Below are 26,747 nucleotides of genomic sequence, written 5' to 3'. Positions count from 1 at the left end.
TGCTCCGGGGATGACGGCCCCGGCCCCCGTCCGCAGCGTGAACTGCGGTGCGGTGGGTGTTCGGCTTCGCGTAGATTGCCTGGCGAGCGCAGGGATCGGCGTGTGTCGACGGGAGAGGCGGACGGGGCCGTGGCAGGGGCAAGGCAGGCCGTGGGCGAGGCCCGCAGGATCGTCGTCAAGGTCGGCTCCTCCTCGCTGACCACCGCCGCGGGCGGCCTCGACGCCGACCGGGTCGACGCGCTCGTCGACGTGCTCGCCAAGGTGCGCGGCACCGACAAGGAGATCGTCCTCGTCTCCTCCGGCGCCATCGCCGCCGGCCTCGCCCCCCTCGGCCTGCGCCGCCGCCCGAGGGACCTGGCCCGCCAGCAGGCCGCCGCCAGCGTCGGCCAGGGGCTGCTGGTCGCCCGCTACACCGCCTCCTTCGCCCGCTACGGCGTCCGCGTCGGCCAGGTGCTGCTGACCAGCGACGACATGAGCCGCCGCGCCCACCACCGCAACGCCTCCCGCACCCTCGACAAACTGCTCGCGATGGGCGCCTTCCCGATCGTCAACGAGAACGACACCGTCGCCACCGACGAGATCCGCTTCGGCGACAACGACCGCCTCGCCGCCCTCGTCGCCCACCTGGTCCACGCCGACCTGCTGGTGCTGCTGTCCGACGTGGACGGCGTGTACGACGGCGACCCGAGCAGGCCCGGCACCTCGCGGATCGCCGAGGTGCGCGCGCCGGCCGACCTCGCCGGCATCGAGATCGGCAGCGCCGGCAGGGCGGGCGTCGGCACCGGCGGCATGGTCACCAAGGTCGAGGCGGCCCGGATCGCCGCCGCCGCCGGCATCCCCGTGGTGCTCACCAGCGCGGTCCACGCCGCCGACGCCCTGGCCGGCGGCGACACCGGCACGTACTTCCACGCCACCGGCCGGCGCTCCGCCGACCGGCTGCTGTGGCTCCAGCACGCCTCCGCCCCGCGGGGGGCGCTGGTCCTCGACGACGGTGCCGTACGGGCGGTCGTCGACGGCCGCAAGTCGCTGCTGCCCGCCGGGATCGCCGGGGTGGAGGGCGACTTCGCCGCGGGCGACCCCGTCGAGCTGCGGGACGGCGCGGGCCGGGCCGTGGCCCGGGGGCTCGTCAACTTCGACGCCAAGGAAGTGCCCCGGCTGGCCGGCCGCTCGACCCGGGAACTAGCGCGCGAACTCGGACCCGCGTACGAACGCGAGGTCGTACACAGGGACGATCTGGTGATCCTGCACCCGTAATGGGTCGAAACGTCCCCGAATCGGTGGTGGACGTTCCGCAAAACCGCCCCGCGATCCCGCGCGGCCTGCTCAACTTTCCTCAGGGACAAAGCCCGGCCGACCACCGGGCCGAGCCGTGTGCGTGAAGGAGGCCGCCGTGAGCGGAGTACGCCCTGGGCCGCCGGCGCCCCGCGGTGGTGCCGCCTCCCGAGGCGGCACGGGAGCACGCGGCGCCTCCGGCGCGCGCCCCGGAGGCGCCCGGAGCACGAACCGCGCGCCGGGCGAGGAGCGCGCCCTCACCAGCGTCGCCGCCGGCGACCGGTTCCACGGCGAGGAGCCCGAGCACACCCCGCGCCTGTGGCACGTCACCCTCAGCGTCTCCGGCGCCCGCGCTCCGCTCACCGAGGTGCGCCGGGCGCTCGAACAGCTCGCGCACGACCACCCCTTCCTGCTGACCAGCCGCTACGCCGACGACCACGCGGAGATCCGGTACTGGGAGGAGGCCCGCGACCTGCACGACGCCGCCGCCGTCGCCCTGCGCCTGTGGGGCGAGCACCGCCAGACCGCGGGGCTGCCGCCGTGGGAGATCGTCGGCCTGGAGGTCATCGACCGGGCCACCTACCACCAGCGCATCGCCGCCGGGTACGGCCCCGCACCGGCGACACCCGTCGGCGTTCACCCGTTCTGACCCCTTCCGCCGGCCCCCTCCCGGCGCATCTCGCGGGGTGGGACGGCGGGTGGCCGCCCCGACGGCGCGCACTACCCTTCCCCTCATGACCACGCTCTCGCCGTACGACTCGATGTCACCCGTCACCCGGGCCGCCTACCGGGCCAAGTCCGCCGCGGCCGACCTCGCGCCGCTGCCGCGGGCGGCGAAGGACGACGCGCTGCTCGCCGTCGCGGACGCGCTGGAGGCCCGTACGAGCGAGATCGTGGAGGCCAACGCCCAGGACGTGGCCAAGGCACGCGCCGCCGGGACCAGCGAGGCCGTCGTCGACCGGCTCACCCTCACCCCGGAGCGGGTCCGCGCCATCGCCTCCGACGTCCGCGACGTCGTCGCCCTGCCCGACCCGGTCGGCGAGGTCGTCCGCGGCAGCACCCTCCCCAACGGCATCGACCTGCGCCAGGTCCGGGTGCCGCTCGGCGTGGTCGGCATCGTCTACGAGGGCCGGCCCAACGTCACCGTCGACGCCGCCGCCCTGTGCCTGAAGTCCGGCAACGCGGTGCTGCTGCGCGGCTCGTCCTCCGCCTACCAGTCCAACACCGCCCTGGTCCGGGTGGTCCGCGACGCCATCAGCGGGGCGTCGCGCAGCGACTTGGGCAAGGGTGGCGGGCGACGGGCGGGCGGGGCCGGGCTGCCCGCCGACGCCGTGCAGCTCGTGCCCGGCGAGAGCCGGGACAGCGTGCGCGAGCTGATGCGGGCCCGCGGCCTGGTCGACGTGCTCATCCCGCGCGGCGGCGCCTCGCTGATCAACACCGTCGTCCAGGAGTCCGTCGTGCCCGTCATCGAGACCGGCACCGGCAACTGCCACGTCTACGTCGACGCGCAGGCCGACCTCGACATGGCCGTCGACATCCTGGTCAACTCCAAGGCCCAGCGGGTCAGCGTCTGCAACGCCGCCGAGACCCTCCTGGTCCACCAGGACATCGCCGCCGACTTCCTGCCCCGCGCGCTGGACGCCCTGGCCGAGGCCGGGGTCACCGTGCACGCCGACGAGCGCGTGATGGCGTACGCCAAGGACTCCCGGGCCACCGTGGTCGAGGCGACGCCCGAGGACTGGGAGACCGAGTACCTGTCGTACGACATCGCCGCGGCCGTCGTCGACTCCCTGGACCGGGCCGTCGAGCACATCCGGCTGTGGACCTCCGGCCACACCGAGGCCATCGTGACCACCTCGCAGCAGGCCGCCCGGCGCTTCACCCAACTGGTCGACTCCACCACCGTCGCCGTGAACACCTCCACCCGCTTCACCGACGGCGGCCAGTTCGGCTTCGGCGCCGAGATCGGCATCTCCACGCAGAAGCTGCACGCCAGGGGCCCGATGGGCCTGCCGGAGCTGACCAGCACCAAGTACATCGTCACCGGCGACGGACACGTACGCCGCTAGCCGGCCGGGGCGCGGGGCACCGATCGGGGCATCCCACCCACGGGACGAATTTCCCCGCCGTCTGCCCAAAACGACCCTCCGCGTCTACTCTGGACCCGTGCCGGAGGACGTGGGGGGCACGCCGTTCCCGGACGGCAGGGAGCCCGACGACGACCACGACCGCGGGGTGTCGGACGAAGAGTTCGCCTCCGTGGTCTTCGACGAGGCCTTCGTCCAGGCGGCCGCGGTGCACGAGCCGACCGCCGTCGAACGCCTCCTGGCCGCCGCGGAGGCCCGGGCCGAGGCCACCGAGGCGGAAGCGGCCCGCCGCGGCCGCAGCAGGGCCGAGCACTACGACGACGGGTACGGCGATCTCGGCGCCGACCCCGACCTCGACGACCCGGACGACGACCGCGACCTCCTCGACCGCCCCTACGGCGCTCCCCCGGCCTACGGCAAGCAGGTCCGCTGGCACCGTCCCGTCGCCTGGCTGCTCGCCCTCGCGATGGGCATCAGCATGGTCGCGCTGGCCTTCGTGGCCGTCTACCGGGGCGCCTCCTCGGGCGGCGGCCCGCAGCAGGTGCCCCCGCCCGCCTCGACCGGCCCCGAACAGGGCGGCACCGTGACGCCCTCGGCCTCCGCCGACTACTCCCGGCCGGCCGTACCGGTGCTCCCGCACAGCCCCTGACCCGCCGCCGGACGGTGCCCGAACCGGCCCGACTTGGCCCGCACCGGCGCGTTTACGCGGCCTTCCGCAGACCCACTCTCAAGGTATGGCAGGGCGTGGCGGTCCGCCCGGAGGAACGCCCGAGGGCGCCCCCGGAGGCGGAGAGGACGAGTACCGGTCCGTCGTCTTCGACGAATCGTTCGTGCGCGCTGCCCGGCTCCAGGAGTTCTCCGCCCAGGAGCGCATCACCGACCACGCGCCCGCCGTACGCCCCCGCCCGCCGCTGCGCCGGGCCGGACTGTCCCGGCAGGCGCTGATCCTCGTCGTCCTGATCGCCGTCGCCTTCGGCACCGCCATCTACATGGGCGTCCGGCACCCGTACCAGAGCCCCGCGGCGGAGCGGGTCGCCGAACCGGCCCGGATGACCGTCGTCCCGCTCGCCCCCCGCGGGCGCGTGCCCGGCGGCGACGACGCCGCCCGGCTGTACGCGCGCAGTCCCGCGGCGCACTTCAGGACCGCGGCCGACGGGGTCCCGCTGCCGGGGGCGCGGCGCACGGCGCACTTCTCCGAGGACCAGGTGCTCAACGCCCTCACCACCGCCAAGACCTACATCGTCCGCTCGGCGCTCGACCCCGACGTGCTGCGCGGCGGCCAGGTCCGCTCGGTGCGGGTGCTGCTGGACCCGGACCAGCTCCAGCAGTTCGACCGGAGCTTCGACCGTCCCGCCGCGGACGGCCGGCACACGCCCACCGGATGGCTGATCCGCTTCGACCCCGCCCGGGCCGAGCTGGCCGACCCGGGGATCCGGGTGGACGGCAGCCTGCGGATCACCGAGAGCGACGCCTCCACCCTGGACGTCACCGCCGACCACACCATGGTGTACGCGCTGCGCCCGGCCCACGGCGCCCGGGCGGGGGAGTCGCTGTTCACCGTCCGGCGCGAGCTGCACTTCCGCTTCGACCGCGACGATCTGCGCCTGCACCAGACCCGGCTCGTCGCCTCCTACGTCCAGGCCGGACCGATGTCCTGCGCCGGGGACTCGGCGGACCACCTGCGCCCGCTGCTGGCCGGGCAGGAGGCCGGGGCCGGCCTTCCCGCCGGCACCGACCCCTTCCGCCCGGACAACGCCACGGCCCTGTGCGGCACCCTCGCCGAGGGCGCCCAGCCGAAGGTGTGACCGCGCGCCGTCAGGCGCCGTCGCGCGGAGACCGCGGGCCCTCGCCGTCGGACCCGGCAGGACCCTCCGGGCCCCCGGCCTCCCCGGACCCGCCCGCCGCTCCGCCGCCGTCCCCGGGCGGCCCCGGCCGGGAGCCCCCGAAGCCGCCGAAGCCGCGCCGCACCCGGTCGCCGAGGTCACCGGCACCGCCCGCGATGTCGTTGACCAGCTTCATCAGCGGGTCCTTGGAGTTGCGCACGTGCGTGGCGTAGTGGGACGCCGACTCCCGGAAGGAGTCCCGCACCGAGGTGTCCTTGTCCTCGTCGCGCCGCGCGTAGTGCCCGTCCATGGTCCGCTGGTACTCGCGGGAGGCGGCCCACTTCTTCAGCTCGGCGGCCCGCACCGTGGTGAACGGGTGCGAACGGGGCAGCACGTTGAGGATCTTCAGCACCGAGTCGCGCAGGTCGCCACTGGCCTCGTACTCCTCGGCCTGCTCCAGGAAGGCGTCCACGTTCATCTCGTGCAGGTGGTTGCCGCCCGCGATCTTCATCAGGCCCCGCATGGACGCCTGCAGGTCCTGGCCGACCAGCAGACCCGCGCGGTCGGCGGACAGCTCCGACTTGCGGAACCACTCGCGCAGCGCGGTCACGATCGCCATGATCGCCACGTTGCCCAGCGGGATCCAGGCGACCCGGACGGCCAGCGAGGTCAGGAACAGCAGGATCGTCCGGTAGACCGCGTGCCCGGACAGGGCGTGACCGACCTCGTGCCCGACGACCGCCCGCATTTCCTCCTCGTCCAGCAGCTCGACCAGGCCGGTGGTGACCACGATGATCGGCTCGTCCATGCCGATGCACATGGCGTTCGGAACCGGGTCCTGCTTGACGTACATCACCGGCACCTTCTCCAGGTCCAGGATGTAGCAGGCATCGCGCAGCATGACGTTCAGATGGGCGAACTGCCGGTCCGAGACGCGTACCGAGTCGGACAGGAACAGCAGCCTCAGACTCCGCTCGGGCAGCAGGCCGCTCAGCGCCTTGAAGACCGTGTCGAAGCCGCTCAGCCTGCGCAGCGCCACCAGCGCACTGCGGTCGGCCGGATGCTCGTAGGCACGCGAGGAGATCCCGGGGAAGCGCCTGCGCTGCCTGCTCGGCACCTTCTCGTGCCCGTTGTCGTGGCCGTCGGACATCTCGTCCCCCATGTGTGTCTGTGTGACCTGCGTGTACGTATGGCCTTTGCGAACCCTTGTGCGGCCCTTTGCGCCCCCGGAGCCGGGACCGGCCCGGGCGGGGATACCGTGGACGGGCAGTACGTCGAAGGAGTCCACGCCATGCAGCACATCCCCCACACCGACTGGCTCGCCGGGGCCGCGACCGCCGCAGAGCAGCAGGGGCCGGGGAATCTGCTCCGGATCGTCCTGATCGTGATGGTGGTGGGCTGCGTGCTGACCGGCTGGTTCCTGCTGCGGGGGTACAGGCAGAAGGACGACTGAGGAGATCCGAAGGTTCCCCGGGGACCCGTCGGGGCCCGCCGCCACCCGGCTCCGTCGGCGGAGTCGGCGTGATCGTCGGCGAGGTGCCCGCATACGATGAGCGGACGTCTTGTCCCGCCCACACCGGATAGGTCCTGCAGACAATGAGCCTTCCCCTCAGCGCCGCCCAGTTCGCCACCCTCGCAGCCGAGGGCGGCGAGGGCCACGGCGGCAACCACAACAGCCTCAGCCCCTACGTCACCGGCTTCGGTGCGCTCATCATCCTGCTGCTCCTGCTGTGGATCACCACCCGGTTCAACCGCGACCGCTGAGCGGCGGCCCCGTGGGCGCGACCGGATCGTTCCGGGCGGGCCGGTAGGGTCTGCTCGCATGGGAGAGCACGACACGCCTACCGGCCCGGCGCACGCGCCGGCGCGCGGCACGCAGAACGCGGTGCCCGCCCGCGCCACCGGCCCGGTCAACGGACCGGGCGACGGCCCGCCGTCGGGCAAGCGACGCCTGGGCGTCATGGGCGGCACCTTCGACCCGATCCACCACGGCCACCTCGTGGCCGCCAGCGAGGTCGCCGCGCAGTTCCAGCTCGACGAGGTGGTGTTCGTGCCGACCGGGCAGCCGTGGCAGAAGAGCCACCGCACGGTCTCCGCGGCCGAGGACCGCTACCTGATGACGGTCGTGGCGACCGTCGAGAACCCGCAGTTCTCCGTCAGCCGCATCGACATCGACCGCGGCGGCCCCACCTACACCGTCGACACCCTGCGCGACCTGCGCGCCCTCAACCCGGACGCGGACCTCTTCTTCATCACCGGTGCCGACGCCCTCGCCCAGATCCTGACCTGGCGCGACAGCGAGGAACTCTTCTCCCTCGCCCACTTCATCGGCGTCACCCGGCCCGGCCACACCCTCACGGACGCCGGACTCCCCAAGGGAGGTGTCTCGCTCGTCGAGGTCCCCGCCCTCGCCATCTCCTCCACGGACTGCCGTGCGAGGGTCGCCCAGGGCGAGCCCGTCTGGTATCTGGTGCCCGACGGAGTCGTGCGCTACATCGACAAACGCCGGCTGTACCGCGGCGAGTGAGCCGAGAGGGGCACCCGTGAACGACGGATACGACCCGGGATACGGCGACGACCCGTACGAGCTCGTCGGCTACGACGAGTACGGCCGCCCCGTGTACCGCCAGGCCCAGGGCCGCGCCCAGGGCCAGGTACCGGCCCAGCCCGGCACGCAGCAGCCGTACGACCCGTACGCACAGCAGGGCCAGGGCCAGTACGGGCAGCAGCAACAGCCGTACGGCCACCAGGGCTACGGCTACGACCCGTACGCCACGGGCACGCAGCAGCCCGTCCAGCAGCCGTACGACCCCTACGGCTCCCCGGGCGGCTACGACACCGGGCGGCAGCCCCCGCAGCCGCCCGCCCCCGGCTACGGCGACCACGGCTCCGCCCCGGCCCCGCAGCAGCCGTACGACCCCTACGGCCGGGCCGCGACCAGCGGCCCGCAGCCGCGCGTCGCCGAGCAGACCGCCCACATCCCGCAGCAGGCGGCCCCGCCGGAGGAGCGGGAGCGGACGGACACCGCCGAGCCGGAGCCCGGCGCCGGCGGGGACTACCGCACCGAGCAGTTCGCCTTCGTCGAGGAGCCGGCCGGCGACTCCGAGGACGTCATCGACTGGATGAAGTTCACGGAGAACCGCACCGAACGCCGCGAGGAGGCCCGCCGGCGCGCGCGCACGCGGGTCGTCGCCCTGGTCGTCGTCCTGGCGCTGCTCGCCGTCGGCGGCGTCGGCTACCTCTGGTACGCGGGCAGGCTGCCCGGGCTGTCCTCCTCCGACGACAAGACGGGCGGGACGGCGGCGGCGGGCGCCCAGAAACGCGACGTGATCGCCGTCCACCTGCACGACACCAAGGGCGGCGGCACCTCCACCGCGCTGCTCGTGAACAACACCACCACCAAGCAGGGCACCGCCGTACTCGTACCCAACGTGCTCGCCCTGACCGGCGACGACGGCAGCACCACCACCCTCGCGAAGTCCGTCGACGACGAGGGCCCCGACGCGACCCGGACCTCCCTCGACTCGGCGCTCGGCACCGACATCGAGGGCACCTGGCGCCTGGACACGCCCTACCTCCAGATCCTCGTCGACCTGGTCGGCAACATCGAGGTCGACACCGACGCCGACGTTCCCGACCCGGAGGCCAAGGACAAGGGCGCCGCACCCCTCGTGCGCAAGGGCGAGCGCCAGACCCTCAGCGGCAAGATGGCCGTCGCCTACGCCACCCACAAGGGCTCGGGCGAGGACGCGAACGCCCAGTTGCAGCGGTTCGGGCAGGTTCTGCAGGGCGTGCTGCGCAAGATGTCCTCCGACCCCCAAGGCGCGACGACCACCGTCGAGACCCTGGGCATGATCCTCGACCCGCCGCTGACCGAGAAGGACCTCGGCACCTTCCTCGCCGGCCTCTCCGACCGCGCCAAGGGCGGCGACTTCAAGACCGCGCTGCTGCCCGTCCAGGACGGCGGCGGTATCAGCGCCGAGGCCAGTGACAGCATCGTCAAGGACGTCCTCGGCGGCACCGCCAAGAGCCCCGACCAGGACGCGGCCGTCAGCGTCTCGGTGCGCAACGCCACCGGTGACGAGGAGCGCACCGGCAAGGCCCGCGTCGTCCTCCTCAACGGCGGCTTCACCTTCGTCTCCGGTGGCACCGCCTCCGGCACCGAGACCGCCTCGAAGGTCGTCTACGCGGAGGACGCCGACAAGGAGAACGCCGTCCAGGTCGCCAAGACCCTGGGCCTGCCCACCGACTCGGTCGCCAAGGGCAAGGTCTCCGCGAACGCGCGGGTCTCGGTGGTGCTCGGGCAGGACTACGAGCCGGCCTCGTAGGGGGCGGAGGTTTTTTGCGTGGGCCCGTGTCGGCGGTCGTGAGACCCTTGAGGTCAACCGACCGCCGACCCGAAAGCCAGGCAGTGACCGCGACCGACCGCTCCATCGAACTCATCAGCACCGCCGCGCAGGCGGCGGCCGACAAGCAGGCCCACGACGTCATCGCCTACGACGTCAGCGACGTGCTGTCGATCACGGACGCCTTCCTGCTGGCCTCCGCGCCCAACGACCGCCAGGTCAAGTCGATCGTCGACGAGATCGAGGAGCGGCTCAGCAAGGAACTCGGCGCCAAGCCGGTGCGCCGCGAGGGCGACCGCGAGGCCCGCTGGGTCCTGCTCGACTACGTCGACATCGTCGTCCACGTCCAGCACAGCGAGGAGCGCGTCTTCTACGCCCTGGAGCGGCTGTGGAAGGACTGCCCCGAGCTGGACCTGCCCGCCGACGCCAAGCAGACCCGCGGCAAGGCGGAGGAGCACGCCAGGCTCCGGGCCGCCGAGGAGGCGACGCCGGCCGACGAGGACTGGCGATGAGCGCCACCGGCGAGGTGACGGCCGGCAAGCCCGGCCGGGGCCGGCGCCTCATCCTGTGGCGGCACGGCCAGACCGCGTGGAACGTGGAGCGCCGCTTCCAGGGCAGCACCGACGTGGAGCTGACCGAGACCGGCGTCGCCCAGGCCCGCCGCGCGGCCGGACTCCTCGTGCACCTGAAGCCCGACGCGATCGTCGCCTCCGATCTCTCGCGCGCCGCCGCCACGGCCGCCGAGCTGTCCGCGCTCACCGGCCTCCAGGTGACCCTGGAGGAGGGCCTGCGGGAGACCTACGCGGGCGTCTGGCAGGGGCTGACCCACGAGGAGATCATCGCCAGGTACGGCGACGAGTACGCGGCGTGGAAGCGCGGCGAGCCCGTGCGCCGGGGCGGCGGCGAACTGGAGACCGAGGTCGCCGACCGCGCCGCCCCCGTGGTGCTCCGGCACGCCGAGAAGCTCCCCGAGGACGGCACCCTCGTCGTGGTCAGCCACGGCGGCACGATCCGCACCACCATCGGCCGGCTGCTCGGTCTGGAACCGCGGAGCTGGGAGAGCCTGGGCGGGCTGACCAACTGCTGCTGGTCCGTGCTCGGCGAGGGCGCCCGCGGCTGGCGGCTGCTGGAGCACAACGCCGGCACGCTGCCCGAACCGGTCCTCGGCGACGACGTCTGAGCCGGTGCCGGCGGCTCGGCCTCCGGGCCCCGGACCCGGATTTCACTTTCCGGCAGGTCGCAGGCTAAAGTTCTTCTTGTTCGCCCCGCCGGGCGGAGCGGACGAAGTGAAGGACCGTGCGACTCCGGTCGCGTGGCACCAGGGGCTATAGCTCAGTTGGTAGAGCGCCTGCATGGCATGCAGGAGGTCAGGAGTTCAATTCTCCTTAGCTCCACAGCCCACGGATGAATCCCGTCCCCTTCGGGGGGCGGGATTTTTCGTCTCCGCCCGCTTGAGCATCACGCGTCCCACAGGCGTATACGTCGGTGGACTCCGTGTCCGGAACGGTACTGAGACGTCGCTGACCGGGTCGGTCCGGTCGTGGCAGAATCAAACGGCCGGAAGGGGACCGCGGCCCGACGGGAGGGAGTGGCGATGCCTGGGAGCATCCTCGAGGAGGTCGGTCACCTCCTCGACGGAGCGGTGGCGAGGAACACGCTCACTCGCCTGAGCTGCCCTTCCTGCGGTTCCCGGCACGTGGCCCAGGTCCTCGGCGACAACGGCGGAATCTCTTACGTGTGCACGGCCTGCGGCCACAGCTGGAGCTGAACGATGGGTGCACACAGGCGGAAGTGCGACTGGTGCGGCAGCGGCACGCCCATCGTGCGCGACATGGAGCCCCTCAACCCCGACTACCAGTACTGGTGCGAGGAATGCGCGCGGGCGCTGATCATAAAGGGCGACCCCATCGAGACGTACCGCGAACTCGAGGGCGAGCCGATCTACGGCCGGCTCCTCGAGGAGCACTGCACGCTCAAGCGGTTCTACTCGTTCGTGACGGCGTAGGGCGAACCGGGCAGAACGGAAACGATTTGGTGTTTGCCCCGGTGGACCGTGTAATGTTGGCGTCGCCGCCGGGGAGACCGGGCGGATGAAGGGCAAGGGGCTATAGCTCAGTTGGTAGAGCGCCTGCATGGCATGCAGGAGGTCAGGAGTTCAATTCTCCTTAGCTCCACACTCACAGGGAAACCCCCGGATCGACGATCCGGGGGTTTCCTCCTTTTCGACGCAGCCTCCGGCTCAGCGTCCGAGCGCCCTGCGGCCCCGTCCCTGGGACAGCACCGGCAGGTTGGTACGCGAGGACGGCGCCTGCGCGCGGGTGTCCTCCTCGATGCGCAGCGCCAGCGCCGGGCAGCGGCGCACCGCCCGCACCGCCTTGGCCTCCGCGAACCGCGGCACCTCGGCCTGCGCGACGGTCGGGAAGCCGTCGGCGCCGAGCTGGAAGACCTCGGGGAGGATGTCCGCGCACAGCCCGTGGCCCCGGCACAGCGTCCAGTCGACGAAGATCTTCTGACGGCTGGGCCCGTTCTCCTCCCCGCCGCCCGGGATGCCGGTCGGCGCCCTGCCTCCCTCGAAGAGCGGCAGCACGCCCTCCACGGGCCGTCCGCAGCCGTTGCCCAGGACGTGCGCGGCCAGGTCGTCCGTGAACGCCTTGACGGTCGACTCCAGGAACATCGCCGAGCCGTCCGGGTGCGAGCAGGCGCCGCGCCGCTTCACGTTCTGCGCGACCTGCTTGACCGCCTCCAGCGCGGCCGGACCGCCGCCGTTCAGGATGTCCTCCAGGCCCCGCGCGGCGGCCGGCAGGCCCAGGTAGCAGGGGCCGCACTGGCCCGCGCTCTCCTCGGCCAGCCACTGCGCCACCCGCAGCGACTCGCCCAGCGGGCAGGTGTCCTGACCGATCGGCAGGATCGCGCCCGCGCCGAGCGAGCCGCCCACCTGCTGGAGCGAGTTGCGGGAGACGATCGCCTCGTCGACGGTCGCCGCGTCGATCCACTTGCCGTGGTAGCCGCCGGTCAGCACCCCCTGCGGCACCGGCGGCGCGCCGGCCAGTTGGAGGACGTAGCGCAGCGGCACGCCCGTGGGGACCTCGATCACCATCGGCCGGGCCACCGCGCCGGAGACCGTGAGCATCACGGTGCCCGGCTCGTCGTACAGGCCGGTGTGGCCGTAGCGCTCCGGGCCGATGCGGGCGGCGATCGCCAACTGGGCGAAGGTCTCGGCGTTGGACAGCAGGGTCGGGGCGCCGCCGACGCCGCTCCTGGAGGCGCTCACCTTGCGGCCGGGCGGGATCGCCGGGCCGCCGTCGATGGAGCGGATCAGCGAGGCCGCCGCGCCGGTGACCATGCGCACCGGATTGCGCTGCACGCGCGCGCGGAGGGGGGAGCGGCGCCCGTTGCTCAGACCGCGCTCGGCGAGGGCGGCCTCCATGGAGCGCTGCGTGGACTCCCGGGTGACGCCGATGACCAGCGTGCGGGCGCCCATGGCCTCGGCGCACAGCAGCGCGCCGTCCAGGATCAGGTGCGGGGCACGGTTGATCAGCACCGTGTCCTTGCGGCAGGCCGGTTCGTCCTCGCTGCCGTTGACGACCACGACCGGCCGCACGCCGCGCTTGATCGCCGCCTCGGCGACCGAGCGCAGCTTCTTGTGGAAGGGGAAGCCCGCGCCGCCGCGGCCCTTCAGGGCGATGCGTTCGGAGAGCTGCGCGAGCTGCTCCCCGCCCATCGGTTCGAGCGGACCGTGCACCTTGAGGTGCATCGGCAGGTCGAGCCGCTCGACAAGGTCGAAACCCGACGTGAGCTGGGGAAGCCCGACCACGCGGACTTCGGGGACGTCGGGCAGGGCCTCGTTCACTTGAAGCCTCCGGAAGGCGTGTTCCAAGGTTCACCGGAACCCGGTGCGCCGAAGTCGCGGGACGACGGCGCACCGGGGGTTGATTCAGGGGCGGGACCGCTGTTGTACGTGTCGTCCGGGTAGTACGTGCCGTGGACCGCGTTCGTCTCACGGGTGTCGTACAGGTCACTCGGGCCGTACGGCGACGGGTGCGCCGGGACCTGGCCGGCGGCGGAGCCGACGGTGTCCGGTTCGCCGTGGACGGGGATGGTGTGTCCCGTGTCGTTGAGCGGGTCGTAGTGCGACGGGGGAGCCTCGCCGACCGGGGGCGGCGAGGGTATGGGCCAACTGCCCGGGGTGCCGCCGCCGTTGTCCGCGACGGGCATCGCCCCGGCGGGCCGCGGGTCGGCCGTCAGCGGCGGGCGGTGAGGGCCGGAGGGGGCGGACACGGCGCGGTAGGCCGCCGCGAAGCCGCCCGCGGGCTCCGGGGGAGCGAGGCGCTCCGCGGTTGCGTACAGCGGGGCGGAGGGGGGCGTGCCGGGTGGCCGGGAAGCCCCGGCGCGCTCGTGGCCCGGGACCGCGGCGTCCTCCCGGGACCGGCCCTCCGCCGCCTGCGCGCGCCCCTGCCGGGCGGGCCGCTCCCCGGTGCCGAGCAGGCCGGCGATCCGGTCGGCGACCCTGCGCTTGACCGGGCGGGGCGCCGCGCGCAGCGCCAGGGCCGCCATGACGCCGACCAGGGACAGGGCGTACAGGACCATGAAGACCGGCTTGGCCGCCCGGCCCGCGTAGAGCCCGTGCAGCAGGGCCAGGCACCAGGCCGGGTAGGCCAGCATGTGCATCGCCCGCCAGCGGGCCGCCACGGGGGCCGGGGAGGCGAAGCGGTTGCGCAGGGCTCCGGTGATCCCCACGAAGATCATGAGCATGCTGGCCAGGGTTCCGAAGCCGATGAGGACGGCCCGGCCGCCGAACGCCTCGTCGTCCGTGGCCAGGAGGCCGAACGGGAGGACCGCGGCCACCCAGGTGGTGTGGTCGAGGGCGAGTTTGACGCCGATGTGCACCAGGAGGAAGACGACCGAGGCGACCGCGGTGGTCCGGTGCACCGCCTGGGCCAGGATCCGCTGCCGGGTGTCGAGGACGATCCGGTCCTGGGCGAGCAGGCCCCAGATGACCGAGCAGCTCAGGAAGACGAGCGAGAGGACGCCGGCGCCGAAGTCGAGGAACTGGGCGAAGGTGTCGTCCACCGTGCTGTCGTTCGTCATGAGGAGGGGCCTCCCCACGTCAGGGACGCGAGGGAAGTCCGCGCACGGGTGTCGCGAGGGTGGATCGGGGGAGGGTTCATGGGGGCAACTCCGGAGCGGTTCGGGAAAGCGGTCCCGCTGCCGCACTCTAAGTGGCGCCGTACCCGTCGGTAGGGGGTTTGAGTTATTGCGTTGTTATCGAATGACCGCGCGCTCGTAACGCTGTCCCTTAGTGGTCGTTACGCGAAGTAACCCTTGACGTCGGTTCCGGTCGGCCTCCGTTTTCCGGATCACGGGCCCCGGATTCCGGTGCCCCCGGAAGGCCCGTCGCGGCCCGCTGTGCGACTGCGGTACCCTGACGCCATGCGTGCCGTACGCCTTCTGCTTAGCGAGCCGCGCTGATCAGTCCCGGCACCGGTCGACTCCGGTGGCCGGAATCGGCGCGGCGTCCCCTCCTGTGCGAGGGGATTTTTCATTTCCCGGCCCTAGCAGCCGCTGGTCTTGAAGGTCGCAGCCGCTGGCAGAGACGATCGATGGAGCTTTGAGGATCATGAGCGAGACGAACCCCGCGGCGACCGCCCCCGTGTCGGCGGACGCCGCGCCGCACCGCTACACGGCCGCCATGGCCGCCGAGATCGAGGCACGCTGGCAGGACTTCTGGGACGCCGAGGGCACGTACGCCGCGCCCAACCCCACGGGCGACCTGGCGGGCGACCCCGAGCTGGTCGCCAGGCCGAAGAAGTTCATCATGGACATGTTCCCGTACCCGTCCGGTGCGGGCCTGCACGTCGGCCACCCCCTGGGGTACATCGCCACCGACGTCTTCGCCCGATTCCAGCGGATGACCGGCCACAACGTCCTGCACACCCTGGGCTTCGACGCCTTCGGCCTGCCCGCCGAGCAGTACGCCGTGCAGACCGGCACGCACCCGCGCGTGTCGACCGAGGCCAACATGGAGAACATGAAGTCCCAGCTGCGGCGGCTGGGCCTGGGCCACGACAAGCGCAGGTCGTTCGCCACGATCGACCCCGAGTACTACAAGTGGACCCAGTGGATCTTCCTGCAGATCTTCGACTCCTGGTACGACGACGAGGCGAAGAAGGCCCGTCCGATCGCCGACCTGGTCGCGCAGTTCGAGTCCGGTGACCGGGAGGTCCCGGGCCACGCGGGCCGGGCGTGGAGCAGCCTGAGCGAGGCCGAGCGCGCCGACGTGCTGGGCGAGTTCCGCCTGGCCTACGCCTCCGACGCGCCGGTCAACTGGTGCCCCGGACTGGGCACCGTGCTGGCCAACGAGGAAGTCACCGCCGACGGCCGCTCCGAGCGCGGCAACTTCCCCGTCTTCAAGTCCAAGCTGCGCCAGTGGAACATGCGCATCACGGCCTACGCCGACCGGCTGCTGGACGACCTGGACGAGCTGGACTGGCCCGAGGCCATCAAGCTGCAGCAGCGCAACTGGATCGGCCGCTCCGAGGGCGCCCGCGTCGACTTCCCCGTCGACGGCGAGCGCATCACCGTCTTCACCACCCGCCCCGACACCCTGTTCGGCGCGACCTACATGGTGCTGGCGCCCGAGCACCCGCTGGTCGAGAAGTTCACCCCGGACGCCTGGCCCGAGGGCACCCGCGACGCGTGGACCGGCGGCCACGCCTCCCCGGCCGAGGCCGTCGCCGCGTACCGCGCGCAGGCCGCCTCGAAGTCCGACGTCGAGCGGCAGGCCGAGGCCAAGGACAAGACCGGCGTCTTCATCGGCGCGTACGCCACCAACCCGGTCAACGGCGAGCAGGTCCCGGTCTTCATCGCCGACTACGTGCTGATGGGCTACGGCACCGGCGCCATCATGGCCGTCCCCGCCGGAGACCAGCGCGACTTCGAGTTCGCCCGCGCCTTCGAGCTGCCGATCCGCTGCATCGTCGAGCCGACCGACGGCCGCGGCACCGACACCGCGACGTGGGAGGACGCCTTCTCGTCGTACGACGCGAAGATCATGAACTCCTCCAACGACGAGGTCAGCCTGGACGGCCTGCCCGTCGTCGAGGCCAAGGAGCGCATCACCGAGTGGCTGGAGCGCACCGGCGCCGGTGAGGGCACCGTCAACTTCCGCCTGCGCGACTGGCTGTTCAGCCGCCAGCGCTACTGGGGCGAGCCCTTCCCCATCGTCTACGACGAGGACGGCATCGCCCACCCCCTGCCCGCCTCGATGCTGCCGCTGGAGCTGCCCGAGGTCGAGGACTACTCCCCGCGCACCTTCGACCCCGACGACGCCGACACCGAGCCCGAGACCCCGCTGTCCCGCAACGAGGACTGGGTCCACGTCACCCTGGACCTGGGCGACGGCCGCGGCCCGCGCAAGTACCGCCGCGAGACCAACACCATGCCCAACTGGGCCGGCTCCTGCTGGTACGAGCTGCGCTACCTGGACCCGCACAACGGCGAGCGGCTGGTCGACCCCGAGATCGAGCAGTACTGGATGGGCCCGCGCGAGGGCCTGCCGCACGGCGGCGTCGACCTGTACGTCGGCGGTGCCGAGCACGCGGTGCTGCACCTGCTGTACGCGCGCTTCTGGTCCAAGGTCCTGTTCGACCTGGGGCACGTCTCCTCCGCGGAGCCCTTCCACAAGCTGTTCAACCAGGGCATGATCCAGGCCTACGTCTACCGGGACAGCCGCGGCATCGCGGTGCCCGCCGCCGAGGTCGAGGAGCGCGACGGCGCCTACTTCTACCAGGGCGAGAAGGTCTCCCGGCTGCTGGGCAAGATGGGCAAGTCCCTGAAGAACGCGGTCACCCCGGACGAGATCTGCACCGAGTACGGCGCCGACACGCTGCGGCTGTACGAGATGGCGATGGGCCCGCTGGACGTGTCCCGGCCGTGGGACACGCGCGCGGTGGTCGGCCAGTTCCGGCTGCTGCAGCGGCTGTGGCGCAACGTCGTCGACGAGAACACCGGCGAGCTGTCGGTCGCGGACGTCGCGGAGAGCGACATCGACACCGACACCCTGCGCGCCCTGCACAAGGCCGTCGACGGCGTGCGGCAGGACCTGGAGGGCATGCGGTTCAACACCGCCATCGCCAAGGTCACCGAGCTGAACAACCACCTGACCAAGGCCGGCGGTCCCGTTCCGCGGTCGGTCGCCGAGCGCTTGGTGCTGCTGGTGGCGCCGCTGGCCCCGCACGTCGCCGAGGAGCTGTGGCGCAGGCTGGGCCACACGACCTCGGTCGTCCACGAGGACTTCCCGGTCGCCGACCCGGCCTACGTCGTCGACGAGACCGTGACCTGCGTCGTCCAGGTCAAGGGCAAGGTCAAGGCGCGGCTGGAGGTCTCCCCGTCCATCTCCGACGGCGACCTGGAGAAGGCCGCGCTGGCCGACGAGAAGGTCGTGGCCGCGCTGGGCGGGGCCGGAATCCGCAAGGTGATCGTGCGGGCGCCGAAGCTGGTGAACATCGTGCCGGCGTGATCCGCCGGCGAGCGGCGCCCGGACCCGACCCCTACGGGTCGGCTCCGGGTCGGGTACGGGCAGGTTCGGGGTTCCTGCGGAACCCTGGGCCTGCCCGCTGCGTTTACCGTGGAAGAGCGGCGCGAACCGTGCCGTGGACCGCCGGTGCGCGGGCCGGACGTCCCCGAGGAGGAGCCCGTGGAAGCAGCGCTCACCGTGTTCGCCCTGCTCTTCCTGCTCGCCGTCGTGCTCGGCGTGTACGCCACGGTGAAGGCCGTCGGCGCCGCCAAGCGCAGCGTGGACCGCGGCATCACCCAGGCCCGCCGCACCGTCGAGGACCACACCCTGCGGGCCAAGTCCCTCGTCCAGGTGGGGCCGGCGGCGGAGCTGGCCCAGTTGCGGCTGACGCTGCGCACCTCCATGCGGTCCACGCAGGACGCGCTCCACGCGCGCGTGGCCGAGGACGCGTCCCTCAAGGAGTCCCTCGCCCTCTTCGAGCGGCTCAGTGCGCACGGCTTCGAGCTGGACGGCGAACTGCGGCGGCTGGAGTCCGAGCCCGACCGCGCCACCCTGGCCGAGCGCCTTCCCGAGCTGCGTGCGCGGACCGAGCGCATCACCCGGTCGGCGGACGCCCTGCGCTGGGCGGCCCGCGACCGCGCCCGCCGCTTCGCCGACGACGACCTGGACTCGCTGAGCGCCCAGATCGACGTGGAGGCCGGTGCGCTGCGGCACTGGACGGAGACCGGGACGCAGGCGGAGACGGCCGCCGGAACCGGCCCGGGGGAGGGTGCGCGCACCACACCGCCGTCCTGGCCCGAGGCCCCCGCCATCGACGCCCCGTCCACCCGGCAGACCTGGCCCAACTCCCCGGCACGGGAACCGGCGCAGGGCGACCCGGCCCGCCCCGCCATCACGCCGCCTGCCGCGAGCCCGGTGTACCCGTGGCAGAAGAAGGCCCGCCCGGAGAGCACGACCTGACCCGCCCCGGTCCGCCGGAGCGGTCCGGTCGCCCGGTCGGGAACCTGTGGACGCCCGCCCGCCGGGGCCGGACTGCCGTGCGGGCACTACGCCAGGTAACCTCCAGCTCATGTCCCGCCATGTCGCTATCGTCACGGATTCAACGGCCTACCTTCCGGCCCGGACGATGGAGCGGCACGGCATCACCGCGGTACCCCTGACCGTCGTCCTGGGCGACCGGGCGCTGGAGGAGGGCACCGAGATCTCGACCCGTTCCCTGGCCCAGGCCCTGCAGAAACGCCGGCCGGTCACCACCTCCCGGCCCGGTCCGGAAGTGTTCGCCGAGACCTATCGCCGGATCGCCGAGTCCGGCGCCGACGGCATCGTCTCCCTGCACCTGTCCGCCGAGCTGTCCGGCACCCACGACGCGGCCGTCGTCGCGGCGCGTGACGCCGCCGTCCCGGTCCGGGTCGTGGACACCGGGATGATCGCGATGGCGCTCGGCTTCTGCGCGCTGGCCGCCGCGGAGACCGCGGAGGCGGGCGGCACCGTGGACGAGGCCGTCACGGCCGCCGAGAAGCGGGCCGCGGGCACCTCCGCCTACTTCTACGTCGACACCCTCGACTATCTGCGCCGCGGCGGCCGGATCGGCGCAGCCCAGGCGCTGTTCGGCTCCGCGCTCGCCGTGAAACCGCTGCTGCAACTGGCGGGCGGGCGCATCGAACCCCTGGAGAAGGTCCGGACGGCCTCCAGGGCCATCGCCCGGCTCGAGGAGATCGCCGCCGACCGGGCGGGCGGCGCGCCCGTCGACATCGCCGTCCACCATCTCGCCGCCCCGGAGCGGGCGTCGGCCCTCGCGGACCGCCTGCGGGAGCGGGTGCCCGGGCTGGCGGACCTGCACGTGAGCGAGGTCGGGGCGGTGATCGGCGCGCATACGGGGCCGGGGCTGCTGGGGGTTGTGGTCTCGTCGCGGTGAGGCGTTCCGGTCCCTGGCCGGCCGGTTCCGTCCCCCGTGAGGGTGGCGGGGTTTTCCACAACCCGTGGGTGGTCCCCGGGAATTGACCATGATCATCGCGTGGCCGCCCGGGTGCCCGATGCTCGTCGCATGGCTCTTCGATCACGCTCACGCACCGCGTCCGCGACCAGTGGCCCGGGCCGCGCCCCGGCCTCCGACGGCCGCCTCGCCCACCGCCGCCCGTCCGGCTCCCCCGCCCACGCCCGCCCACGCTCCCGTGCCCCGCACGGTCGCCGGACCGCGCCGCCGGAGGAGCTGCGGCGCAGGGCCGAGGCGCTGTTCGGGGAGCGTGTCGAGCACGCGGGAGCCGAGCACGCGGGACACGAGGGGACGCGGGGCGCGACGGGGAAGGGGCCGCCGCCCGGAACCGAGGCGTCCGGGCCCGAGGCGCCCGGCGGCGCGGACACCGGTGACCTCCGCGGTGCGACGGCCACCTGGCGGGAGCGGACCGGACAGGCGCTGGTGGAGCGGATGCCGCTGTGGCTGCAGGCACGGTGCCAACTGGAGCGGCGCGGCGTGGCCGCGCTCTCGGTCCTGCTCGTCGTCGCGGCGGTCTTCGCGGCGCAGCACTTCTGGTCCGGCCGCACCCAGCCGGTGGCGGCACCCGAGGTGGTGCGGGAGGCGGCGGCGTACGGAGCGGGGAAGCCGGGGCCGACGGCCGGGGACCGTGCCGCCCCGGACGAACCCGGGGCCAGTACCGGGCCCACGGCCACGGCCGGGACCGAGATCGTGGTGGACGTGGGCGGCAAGGTCCGCAAACCCGGGGTCCACAGCCTCCCGGCGGGTTCCCGCGTCGCGGACGCCCTGCGGGCCGCCGGAGGCGTGCGGCCCGGCACGAGGACCGACGGGCTGAACCGGGCCCGCTTCCTGGTGGACGGCGAGCAGGTGATCGTCGGAGCGTCCGCGCCCGCACCCCCGCCCGGAGCGGGCCCGGCCCCCGGCGCACCGGCGGGAGCGGCACCCGGGGCACCGGTCTCCCTCAGCACGGCGACCACCGACCAGCTCGACACCCTCCCGGGCGTCGGCCCGGTCCTCGCCCAGCACATCGTCGACTACCGCACCGAGCACGGCGGCTTCCGCTCGGTGGACGAACTGCGCGAGGTCAACGGCATCGGTGAACGCCGCTTCGCCGATCTGCGGGACCTCGTGCGGCCATGAACACGGACGTGACTCGTGCGGCCGTGAACACGGACATGACTCGTGCGGCCGTGAACACGGACGTGAGGGGAGCGGCCCGCCCGGGCCGGCGGGAGCCGCCGGACGGGCGCGACGGGCCGCCGGAGCCACCGGCGAGGCGCCCGCGGGCCGCCGTGCACGCCGCCTCCGGCCACCGGCTGGGCGCGGCCCACCCCCGCCAGGAGGGCCCCGCCGACCTGCGTCTGGTCCCGCCCGCCCTGGCGGCCTGGGCGACGGCGGCACTGACGCTGGACGTGCCGGCCGGCTGGGCGGCGGGGGTGGTGGCGGCCGGTGTGCTGCTGGCCGGTGCCTTCCTGCTGGGCCCGGCGAGGCGCGGTCGGCACCACGCGCCGGTGGCCGCCGCCGTCCTCCTGTGCGTCGCCGCGTCCGCCGCCTCGGCCGCGCTGCACGGCGCGGACCTGCGCAGGGGCCCCGTGCCCGAGCTGGCGCGGCGGTACGCCACCGTCACCGCCGAGGTGGAGGTCACGGCCGACCCCCGCCTCACCCGGCCCCGCGTCCGGGGCGACCGTGCGGTGCCGCCCACGGTGCTGATCGAGGCGGACGTGCGACGGGTGACCGAGCGGGGCGGGAGGACGGTGACGGCCAGGACACCGGTCCTCGTGCTCGTGGACGTGGAGGTGGGCGTGCAGGGCAAGCCGCCCCGCGCGCAACCCGCCCCCGCCCGCTGGCTGAGCCTGCTGCCGACCACGCGGTTCCGCGTCACCGCCCGGCTCGCGCCCCCGAGACAGCGGGGCGACCGGATCGCCGCGGTGCTGCGCGTCCGGGCGGGCGGGCAGGCACCGGAGCGGACGTCGGAGCCCTCGGCGGTGCAACGGCTCGCGGGCCGGTTGCGGGCCGGCCTGCGCGAGGCGACCGAGGACCTGCCCGCCGACGCGCGGGCGCTGCTGCCCGGCCTGGTCGTCGGCGACACCGCGCGCGTCACGCCGGAGCTGGAGGAGGCGTTCAAGGAGACCGATCTCACCCACACGCTGGCTGTCTCCGGAGCCAACTTCACCATCGTGCTCGCACTGCTCCTCGGCCCACCGGGCCTGGCCCAGCGCAGCGAGCGCCGTGGCCTGGCGCCCCGCCTCGGCCTGCACCTGCGGACCACCGCCCTGCTGGGCGGAGTGCTCGCGCTGGCCTTCGTCGTCGTGTGCCGGCCCGACCCGAGCGTGCTGCGCGCGGCGGCCTGCGGATCCGTCGCCCTGCTCGCGCTGGCCACCGGACGCCGCAGAACCCTGCTGCCGGCTCTGGCGACGGCGGTACTGCTGCTGGTGCTGTACGACCCCTGGCTGGCCCGCAGTTACGGCTTCGTGCTCTCCGTGGTGGCCACGGGGGCGCTGCTCACGATCGCCCCGCGGTGGAGCGCGGGACTGCGCCGACGGGGGGTGCCGCCCCGCCCGGCGGAGGCACTGGCCGCCGCGGGTGCCGCGCAGGCCCTGTGCGCGCCGGTGGTCGCGGTGCTGTCGGCGCGGGTGAGCCTGGTGGGTGTGCCGTGCAACCTGCTGGCGGAGTTCGCGGTGGCCCCGGCCACGGTGCTCGGCTTCGCGGCACTGGCGACGGCACCGGTGGCGATGCCGCTGGCCAAGGCCCTGGCCTGGTGCGGGGGCTGGCCTGCCGAGTGGATCGCGGGGATCGCCCGCACCGGGGCCGCGCTGCCCGGTGCGGGAGTGGACTGGCCGGGCAACTGGGCCGGGGCTGCGCTGCTGGCCCTCGTCACGGCCGGGGTGCTGCTGGTGGGCCGCCGCCTGCTGCGGCACCCGTGGTGGTGCGGCCTGTGCGCCCTGCTCCTGATCCTCGTCGTGGTGCAGCCGCCCCCGCTGGCCCGGGTGATCAAGGGCTGGCCCCCGCCCGGCTGGCGGATGGTGATGTGCGACGTGGGCCAGGGCGACGCACTGGTCCTCGCGGCGGGGCAGGGGGCGGCCGTCGTCGTGGACGCGGGCCCCGACCCCGCCCTGGTCGACCGCTGCCTGCGCTCCCTCGGCATCACCCGCGTCCCCCTCGTCCTGCTCACCCACTTCCACGCCGACCACGTGGCCGGGCTGCCCGGCGTACTGCGGGGCCGCCCGGTGGGCGCGATCGAGACAACCGCCCTCGAAGAACCCGCGGATCAGGCGGAGTTCGTTCACAGGCAGGCGGAGTCCGCCGGCATTCCCCTGCGGCACGCGGCCGCCGGGGACCGGCGTCGCTCCGGCCCGCTGTCCTGGCAGGTGGTGTGGCCCCCGCCGAGCCCGCCGACGGCCACGGCACCAGGCACCGGAAGCGGCCCCAACGACGCCAGCGTCACCCTCCTGGTCCGGACGGCGGGCATGCGTCTGCTCCTTCTCGGCGACCTGGAGCCCCCGGCCCAGCGGGAGTTGGCCCGCTCCCCGGTGGCAGCGGAGCTGGCAGGCGCCGAGGTGCTGAAGGTGGCCCACCACGGCTCGGCCCACCAGGACTTCGCGTTCCTCCGGCGGGTCGCCCCCCGTCTGGCCCTCGTCAGCTGCGGCGAGGACAACACCTACGGCCACCCCGCACCCGGCACCGTGGCGGCCTTGCGGGCCCAGGGAGCGACGGTGCTGCGCACGGACCGGGACGGGGCGTTGGCGGTCGCCGGTACGGGGAGGGAGCTGCGGGTGGCGGGTGACTGAGACCCGGGCGGGACGTCCGGCCGGGCCGCGCTCACCCGGGCGCGCAGGCCCAGCACTTGGCCGAAACGCGCACCGCTCCGGTTCCGCTGTGCCGTGGGAGGCGTAGGCCGGGCGGGCACCGGGAATTTCCAGACCAGCACCAGCACGGAAGAACGACGCCACCGTGCGGCGCAGCCGACGCGCCCGGCCGATCGTCCCCCCCATCAGCGTCCCACCACCAGCGCATCCCCCACCAGCGCGCCCCATCACCAGCGCATCCCCCACCAGCGCCCCCACCCTCCGCTTCCAGCGTCCCAAGGCCTCGAAGCCGCCCGGCCGACGACGGCTTCGCCCGCGAGGGCTTCGTCAACGGACGCCCGAACGACCGCAGAAGGAGCAGCCCATGCCCCAACCTCCCGCCCCCAGCCCGGGGCACACCGTCGCGCACCTGCCGGGCGAGGCCGCCCGGCCGGCCGCCCGGCCGTCGTCGGAGCGTGTGTGATGGCCGCCCCCATGACCGCGGGCGGCTTCCTGAAGGCGTTGCGCGACGAGGGCCTCACCGTCGTAGAAGTGGGCGACTGGCGCAGCCACAACCGCAACCACAAGGGACCGTGGGGCCCCGTCCACGGAGTGATGATCCACCACACCGTGACCCGGGGCAGCGCCGCCACCGTCGACATCTGCCGCAAGGGCTACGAGAGCCTGCCCGGCCCCCTGTGCCACGGCGTCATCACCAAGGACGGCCGCGTGCACCTGGTCGGGTACGGCCGCGCCAACCACGCCGGCCTGGGCGACGGCGACGTGCTGCGCGCCGTCATCGCCGAGAAGGCGCTGCCCCCGGACAACGAGGCCGACACCGACGGCAACCGCCACTTCTACGGCTTCGAGTGCGAGAACCTCGGCGACGGCAAGGACCCTTGGCCCGCGGCACAACTGGACGCGATCGAACGGGCCGCCGCGGCCGTGTGCCGCCACCACGGCTGGAACGGGCGGTCCGTCATCGGCCACCTGGAGTGGCAGCCCGGAAAGATCGACCCGCGCGGATTCACCATGGCATCGATGCGCGCCAGGGTCGCAGAACGCCTCAACCACCCCGCCGGCTGGACGCCCGGCGCATCCGAGGAGGAAGACATGCCGCGAGCGATCAGCCGAACCGGCGACGACGACCAGCGGATCACGCCCCGGAAGTGGACGACGCTCACCGTGGGCGGGGCGGACCTGCTGACCGGCGCGTCCCACTACCAGGCCACGGCCCACCTCCAGATGGTCGTGCCGCCCGGCGCCACCCTCCAGGGCCGCTTCTACCACCTGCGGCCGGACGGAAGCAGGTGGACGGGTCCGATCGTCGAGCGGCTGGGCACCACCGGCGGCAGCTATCCGGACTTCGGGAACAGCGGCTCGGTCGTCGCCAACGAGAGGGTGCGCTTCGAGTTCGCCTACTACCCGCCCGACGCGGGCGACCAGACCCCGGTCACCATCACGAGTGCGAAGGTCCGCGGCCTGTACTGGGAGGCATGAGGAGGCGCTGCCCGGGACCCGGTGCCTGTGCGGGCGCTGTGAGAAATCCCGCCCGGTGCGGTGAAACCGGAGCACAGAGGGCGTCTCCCGCCGACTGCCGGCACATGTGACGGTTTGCTGTGATGTAGTCCCGTGTTGCCTCGAAAGCCACATCGGTGATCGAATGTTTGCCCAGACAACTAATTCTTCGATGTCGTGCAGAGGGTGTCGCCAATGATCGGCCGCTTGCTGGGAAGCCGAACGAAGCGGATGCAACGGACGGGTCCCCTGGCGTCGGTGCACACCCCGCCGGACGCGGGAGTGCTGAGCTGCCGGGTGCTCGACCCCGTCAGCGCCCCGGTGCCGAACGCGGAGTTCACGGTCAGCGACGCCATGGGGCGCAAGGTGGTCGGCGGCAGTACGGACCCCTTCGGTTCGTTCGTGACGACGGTGCCCGCGGGGGAGTACCGGCTCGCCGTGTCCGCCGAGGGCTACACCCCCTACCGCGCCTCCGTCACGGTCGTCGAGGACACGCTGGCCTCGCTCGGCGACGTGACGCTCCAGGTCGCCCAGCCGCCGGAGCTGCCCGCGTCGGGGGACTGGGAGATAGAGCCGGCGCACTCCTCGATCGCGTTCACCGCACGGCACATCGGACTGGCCCGGATCCACGGCCGGTTCAACTCCTTCGCGGGCGCCGTGCGCATCGCCGACGACATGCAGCAGTCGGCGATGCACGTCGTGATCGACGCGGCCTCCATCGACACCAACGTGAAGATGCGTGACGACCACCTGCGCTCGGCGGACTTCCTGGACGTGGAGCGTTTTCCGACCCTGGAGTTCTACAGCGACCGGTTCGCCCACCGCGGCGGCAACCGCTGGGCCGTCACCGGAGCGCTGTCCCTGCACGGTGTGACGCGCACGGTCACCCTGGACACGGAGTACCTCGGCCTCGGCAACGGCATGGAGGGCGAGACGCGGGCCGCCTGCCGCGCCACCACCGAGCTGCACCGCGACGACTTCACGGTGAGCTGGCAGACGATGCTGGCCCGCGGCATCGCGGTGGTCGGCCCCAGCATCCGCATCGAGCTCGACGTGCAGATCGTCCCCAAGGGCTGACCGCCCGGGAGCTGATCGACAATGGCTCCCGTGAGCGACGTGAGACATGTACTGGTACTGCCCGACCGCGACGCCGCCGAGGAGGCGGCCCAGGCGCTCGGGGAGCGGTTCGGGACCGACGAGGAGCCCCGGATCATGCGGGACGCCCTGGCCGGTGAGGACGACGCCGAGGACGCCCAGTGGCTGGTCGTCCTGACGGACGAGCGGAACGCGCTGGACCCCGGCGAGCTGGACGCGTTCGCGGGGGAGTGGGAGGGCTGGCGCGAGGAGCCCTAGCGGTGGTGCGGAATCCGGGTTCGTGCCCGAGGCCGCCGATCCGGTGACCGACGTCTCGGGCGACAGAGGGCGATCC

24 protein-coding genes and 2 tRNA genes are annotated in these 26,747 nt (G+C 73.4%); 23 read left to right on the top strand and 3 right to left on the bottom strand.

The window, feature by feature from the left end; all coding sequences use genetic code 11:
* Positions 1–129: 129 nt before the first annotated feature.
* The 5 genes from proB to IG88_RS0111095 all read left to right on the top strand — a co-directional run bounded on the left by proB (position 130) and on the right by IG88_RS0111095 (position 5,164).
* Complete coding sequence (proB, locus tag IG88_RS0111115) at positions 130–1,254, top strand: glutamate 5-kinase (RefSeq protein WP_107452124.1); 1,125 nt, start codon at positions 130–132, stop codon at positions 1,252–1,254.
* Between the two features lie 136 nt (positions 1,255–1,390).
* Positions 1,391–1,921 (top strand): hypothetical protein, encoded by a 531-nt coding sequence (locus tag IG88_RS0111110; protein WP_107452123.1) that lies wholly within the window; start codon positions 1,391–1,393, stop codon positions 1,919–1,921.
* A gap of 85 nt (positions 1,922–2,006) precedes the next feature.
* Positions 2,007–3,341 carry a glutamate-5-semialdehyde dehydrogenase gene (locus IG88_RS0111105; RefSeq protein WP_031038320.1) on the top strand — a complete coding sequence of 445 codons (1,335 nt, stop codon included), beginning with the start codon at positions 2,007–2,009 and terminating at the stop codon, positions 3,339–3,341.
* 97 nt (positions 3,342–3,438) lie between these two features.
* The gene (locus IG88_RS0111100; RefSeq protein WP_031038319.1) at positions 3,439–4,008 is read left to right on the top strand and encodes a hypothetical protein; all 570 of its coding nucleotides are present in this window, start codon (positions 3,439–3,441) and stop codon (positions 4,006–4,008) included.
* An 85-nt stretch (positions 4,009–4,093) separates the two neighbouring features.
* A complete protein-coding gene (locus IG88_RS0111095; protein WP_031038317.1) occupies positions 4,094–5,164 on the top strand; it encodes a hypothetical protein in 1,071 nt (356 codons plus the stop codon).
* 10 nt (positions 5,165–5,174) lie between these two features.
* Here the strand turns inward: IG88_RS0111095 and IG88_RS0111090 are convergent, their stop codons facing one another.
* Positions 5,175–6,332 (bottom strand): M48 family metallopeptidase, encoded by a 1,158-nt coding sequence (locus IG88_RS0111090; protein ID WP_037835769.1) that lies wholly within the window; start codon positions 6,330–6,332, stop codon positions 5,175–5,177.
* 141 nt (positions 6,333–6,473) lie between these two features.
* Between IG88_RS0111090 and IG88_RS0111085 the strand changes: the two genes are divergently transcribed.
* The 10 genes from IG88_RS0111085 to IG88_RS0111040 all read left to right on the top strand — a co-directional run bounded on the left by IG88_RS0111085 (position 6,474) and on the right by IG88_RS0111040 (position 11,702).
* Positions 6,474–6,635, top strand: coding sequence for a hypothetical protein (locus IG88_RS0111085; protein WP_031038313.1), 162 nt, complete (start codon positions 6,474–6,476; stop codon positions 6,633–6,635).
* Between the two features lie 143 nt (positions 6,636–6,778).
* Positions 6,779–6,946, top strand: coding sequence for a hypothetical protein (locus IG88_RS42505; protein WP_030399905.1), 168 nt, complete (start codon positions 6,779–6,781; stop codon positions 6,944–6,946).
* Between the two features lie 58 nt (positions 6,947–7,004).
* Positions 7,005–7,709, top strand: coding sequence for a nicotinate-nucleotide adenylyltransferase (gene nadD, locus IG88_RS0111075; protein WP_030399904.1), 705 nt, complete (start codon positions 7,005–7,007; stop codon positions 7,707–7,709).
* Positions 7,710–7,725: 16 nt separating this feature from the next.
* Positions 7,726–9,510, top strand: coding sequence for an LCP family protein (locus tag IG88_RS0111070; RefSeq protein ID WP_031038309.1), 1,785 nt, complete (start codon positions 7,726–7,728; stop codon positions 9,508–9,510).
* 83 nt (positions 9,511–9,593) lie between these two features.
* Positions 9,594–10,040, top strand: coding sequence for a ribosome silencing factor (rsfS, locus tag IG88_RS0111065; protein WP_031038306.1), 447 nt, complete (start codon positions 9,594–9,596; stop codon positions 10,038–10,040).
* On the top strand, positions 10,037–10,708 hold the full coding sequence (locus IG88_RS0111060; RefSeq protein ID WP_031038302.1) for a histidine phosphatase family protein: 672 nt from the start codon (positions 10,037–10,039) through the stop codon (positions 10,706–10,708). The genes rsfS and IG88_RS0111060 overlap by 4 nt, the downstream gene beginning before the upstream one ends.
* A 141-nt stretch (positions 10,709–10,849) precedes the next feature.
* Positions 10,850–10,922: transfer RNA gene (locus IG88_RS0111055), tRNA-Ala, on the top strand.
* A 200-nt stretch (positions 10,923–11,122) separates the two neighbouring features.
* Complete coding sequence (locus IG88_RS42500; protein ID WP_107049486.1) at positions 11,123–11,296, top strand: hypothetical protein; 174 nt, start codon at positions 11,123–11,125, stop codon at positions 11,294–11,296.
* Positions 11,297–11,299: 3 nt separating this feature from the next.
* On the top strand, positions 11,300–11,533 hold the full coding sequence (locus IG88_RS0111045; RefSeq protein WP_019523121.1) for a hypothetical protein: 234 nt from the start codon (positions 11,300–11,302) through the stop codon (positions 11,531–11,533).
* A gap of 96 nt (positions 11,534–11,629) precedes the next feature.
* A tRNA-Ala gene (locus IG88_RS0111040) sits at positions 11,630–11,702 on the top strand.
* Between the two features lie 65 nt (positions 11,703–11,767).
* Here IG88_RS0111040 and IG88_RS0111035 read toward each other — a convergent pair.
* Both IG88_RS0111035 and IG88_RS0111030 read right to left on the bottom strand, forming a co-directional pair.
* Positions 11,768–13,378 (bottom strand): NADH-quinone oxidoreductase subunit NuoF family protein, encoded by a 1,611-nt coding sequence (locus tag IG88_RS0111035; RefSeq protein WP_031038299.1) that lies wholly within the window; start codon positions 13,376–13,378, stop codon positions 11,768–11,770.
* On the bottom strand, positions 13,375–14,616 hold the full coding sequence (locus tag IG88_RS0111030; RefSeq protein ID WP_031038297.1) for a membrane protein: 1,242 nt from the start codon (positions 14,614–14,616) through the stop codon (positions 13,375–13,377). The genes IG88_RS0111035 and IG88_RS0111030 overlap by 4 nt, the downstream gene beginning before the upstream one ends.
* A gap of 529 nt (positions 14,617–15,145) precedes the next feature.
* Here IG88_RS0111030 and leuS point away from each other — a divergent pair.
* The 8 genes from leuS (at position 15,146) to IG88_RS0110985 (ending at position 26,671) form a co-directional block, all read left to right on the top strand.
* A complete protein-coding gene (gene leuS, locus IG88_RS0111025; protein WP_031038293.1) occupies positions 15,146–18,046 on the top strand; it encodes a leucine--tRNA ligase in 2,901 nt (966 codons plus the stop codon).
* A 177-nt stretch (positions 18,047–18,223) separates the two neighbouring features.
* Positions 18,224–19,003 (top strand): hypothetical protein, encoded by a 780-nt coding sequence (locus IG88_RS0111020; protein WP_031038291.1) that lies wholly within the window; start codon positions 18,224–18,226, stop codon positions 19,001–19,003.
* A 109-nt stretch (positions 19,004–19,112) separates the two neighbouring features.
* A complete protein-coding gene (locus IG88_RS0111015; protein ID WP_031038288.1) occupies positions 19,113–19,958 on the top strand; it encodes a DegV family protein in 846 nt (281 codons plus the stop codon).
* Positions 19,959–20,087: 129 nt separating this feature from the next.
* Positions 20,088–21,155, top strand: coding sequence for a ComEA family DNA-binding protein (locus IG88_RS0111010; protein WP_031038283.1), 1,068 nt, complete (start codon positions 20,088–20,090; stop codon positions 21,153–21,155).
* Between the two features lie 35 nt (positions 21,156–21,190).
* Entirely contained in the window at positions 21,191–23,803 is a 2,613-nt protein-coding gene (locus IG88_RS0111005; protein WP_078861473.1) for a ComEC/Rec2 family competence protein, read from the top strand.
* 480 nt (positions 23,804–24,283) lie between these two features.
* Positions 24,284–25,300: an N-acetylmuramoyl-L-alanine amidase gene (locus IG88_RS45290; protein WP_031038274.1), complete on the top strand. Its 1,017-nt coding sequence runs from the start codon at positions 24,284–24,286 to the stop codon at positions 25,298–25,300.
* 213 nt (positions 25,301–25,513) lie between these two features.
* Positions 25,514–26,395 carry a YceI family protein gene (locus tag IG88_RS0110990; RefSeq protein ID WP_031038271.1) on the top strand — a complete coding sequence of 294 codons (882 nt, stop codon included), beginning with the start codon at positions 25,514–25,516 and terminating at the stop codon, positions 26,393–26,395.
* Positions 26,396–26,425: 30 nt separating this feature from the next.
* A complete protein-coding gene (locus IG88_RS0110985) occupies positions 26,426–26,671 on the top strand; it encodes a hypothetical protein (protein ID WP_037835764.1) in 246 nt (81 codons plus the stop codon).
* Positions 26,672–26,747 lie beyond the last annotated feature (76 nt).

The sequence above is a fragment of the Streptomyces sp. NRRL F-5650 genome, from assembly GCF_000721365.1.
Classification (GTDB): domain Bacteria; phylum Actinomycetota; class Actinomycetes; order Streptomycetales; family Streptomycetaceae; genus Streptomyces; species Streptomyces ardesiacus.
Note: the sequence above shows the minus strand (reverse complement) of the source record. Positions and strands in the feature narration are given on the sequence as shown.

What these genes read in the sequence shown, in the direction of transcription:
- IG88_RS0111015 (WP_031038288.1), top strand. Translation starts at nt 19,113, where the DNA reads ATGTCCCGCCATGTCGCTATCGTCACGGATTCAACGGCCTACCTTCCG.
- IG88_RS0111105 (WP_031038320.1), top strand. Translation starts at nt 2,007, where the DNA reads ATGACCACGCTCTCGCCGTACGACTCGATGTCACCCGTCACCCGGGCC.
- IG88_RS0111090 (WP_037835769.1), bottom strand. Translation starts at nt 6,332, where the DNA reads ATGTCCGACGGCCACGACAACGGGCACGAGAAGGTGCCGAGCAGGCAG.
- IG88_RS45290 (WP_031038274.1), top strand. Translation starts at nt 24,284, where the DNA reads ATGGCCGCCCCCATGACCGCGGGCGGCTTCCTGAAGGCGTTGCGCGAC.
- IG88_RS0111030 (WP_031038297.1), bottom strand. Translation starts at nt 14,616, where the DNA reads ATGACGAACGACAGCACGGTGGACGACACCTTCGCCCAGTTCCTCGAC.
- IG88_RS42505 (WP_030399905.1), top strand. Translation starts at nt 6,779, where the DNA reads ATGAGCCTTCCCCTCAGCGCCGCCCAGTTCGCCACCCTCGCAGCCGAG.
- IG88_RS0111095 (WP_031038317.1), top strand. Translation starts at nt 4,094, where the DNA reads ATGGCAGGGCGTGGCGGTCCGCCCGGAGGAACGCCCGAGGGCGCCCCC.
- IG88_RS0110990 (WP_031038271.1), top strand. Translation starts at nt 25,514, where the DNA reads ATGATCGGCCGCTTGCTGGGAAGCCGAACGAAGCGGATGCAACGGACG.
- IG88_RS0111005 (WP_078861473.1), top strand. Translation starts at nt 21,191, where the DNA reads ATGACTCGTGCGGCCGTGAACACGGACGTGAGGGGAGCGGCCCGCCCG.
- IG88_RS0111060 (WP_031038302.1), top strand. Translation starts at nt 10,037, where the DNA reads ATGAGCGCCACCGGCGAGGTGACGGCCGGCAAGCCCGGCCGGGGCCGG.
- IG88_RS0111085 (WP_031038313.1), top strand. Translation starts at nt 6,474, where the DNA reads ATGCAGCACATCCCCCACACCGACTGGCTCGCCGGGGCCGCGACCGCC.
- IG88_RS42500 (WP_107049486.1), top strand. Translation starts at nt 11,123, where the DNA reads ATGCCTGGGAGCATCCTCGAGGAGGTCGGTCACCTCCTCGACGGAGCG.
- IG88_RS0111045 (WP_019523121.1), top strand. Translation starts at nt 11,300, where the DNA reads ATGGGTGCACACAGGCGGAAGTGCGACTGGTGCGGCAGCGGCACGCCC.
- nadD (WP_030399904.1), top strand. Translation starts at nt 7,005, where the DNA reads ATGGGAGAGCACGACACGCCTACCGGCCCGGCGCACGCGCCGGCGCGC.
- leuS (WP_031038293.1), top strand. Translation starts at nt 15,146, where the DNA reads ATGAGCGAGACGAACCCCGCGGCGACCGCCCCCGTGTCGGCGGACGCC.
- IG88_RS0111010 (WP_031038283.1), top strand. Translation starts at nt 20,088, where the DNA reads ATGGCTCTTCGATCACGCTCACGCACCGCGTCCGCGACCAGTGGCCCG.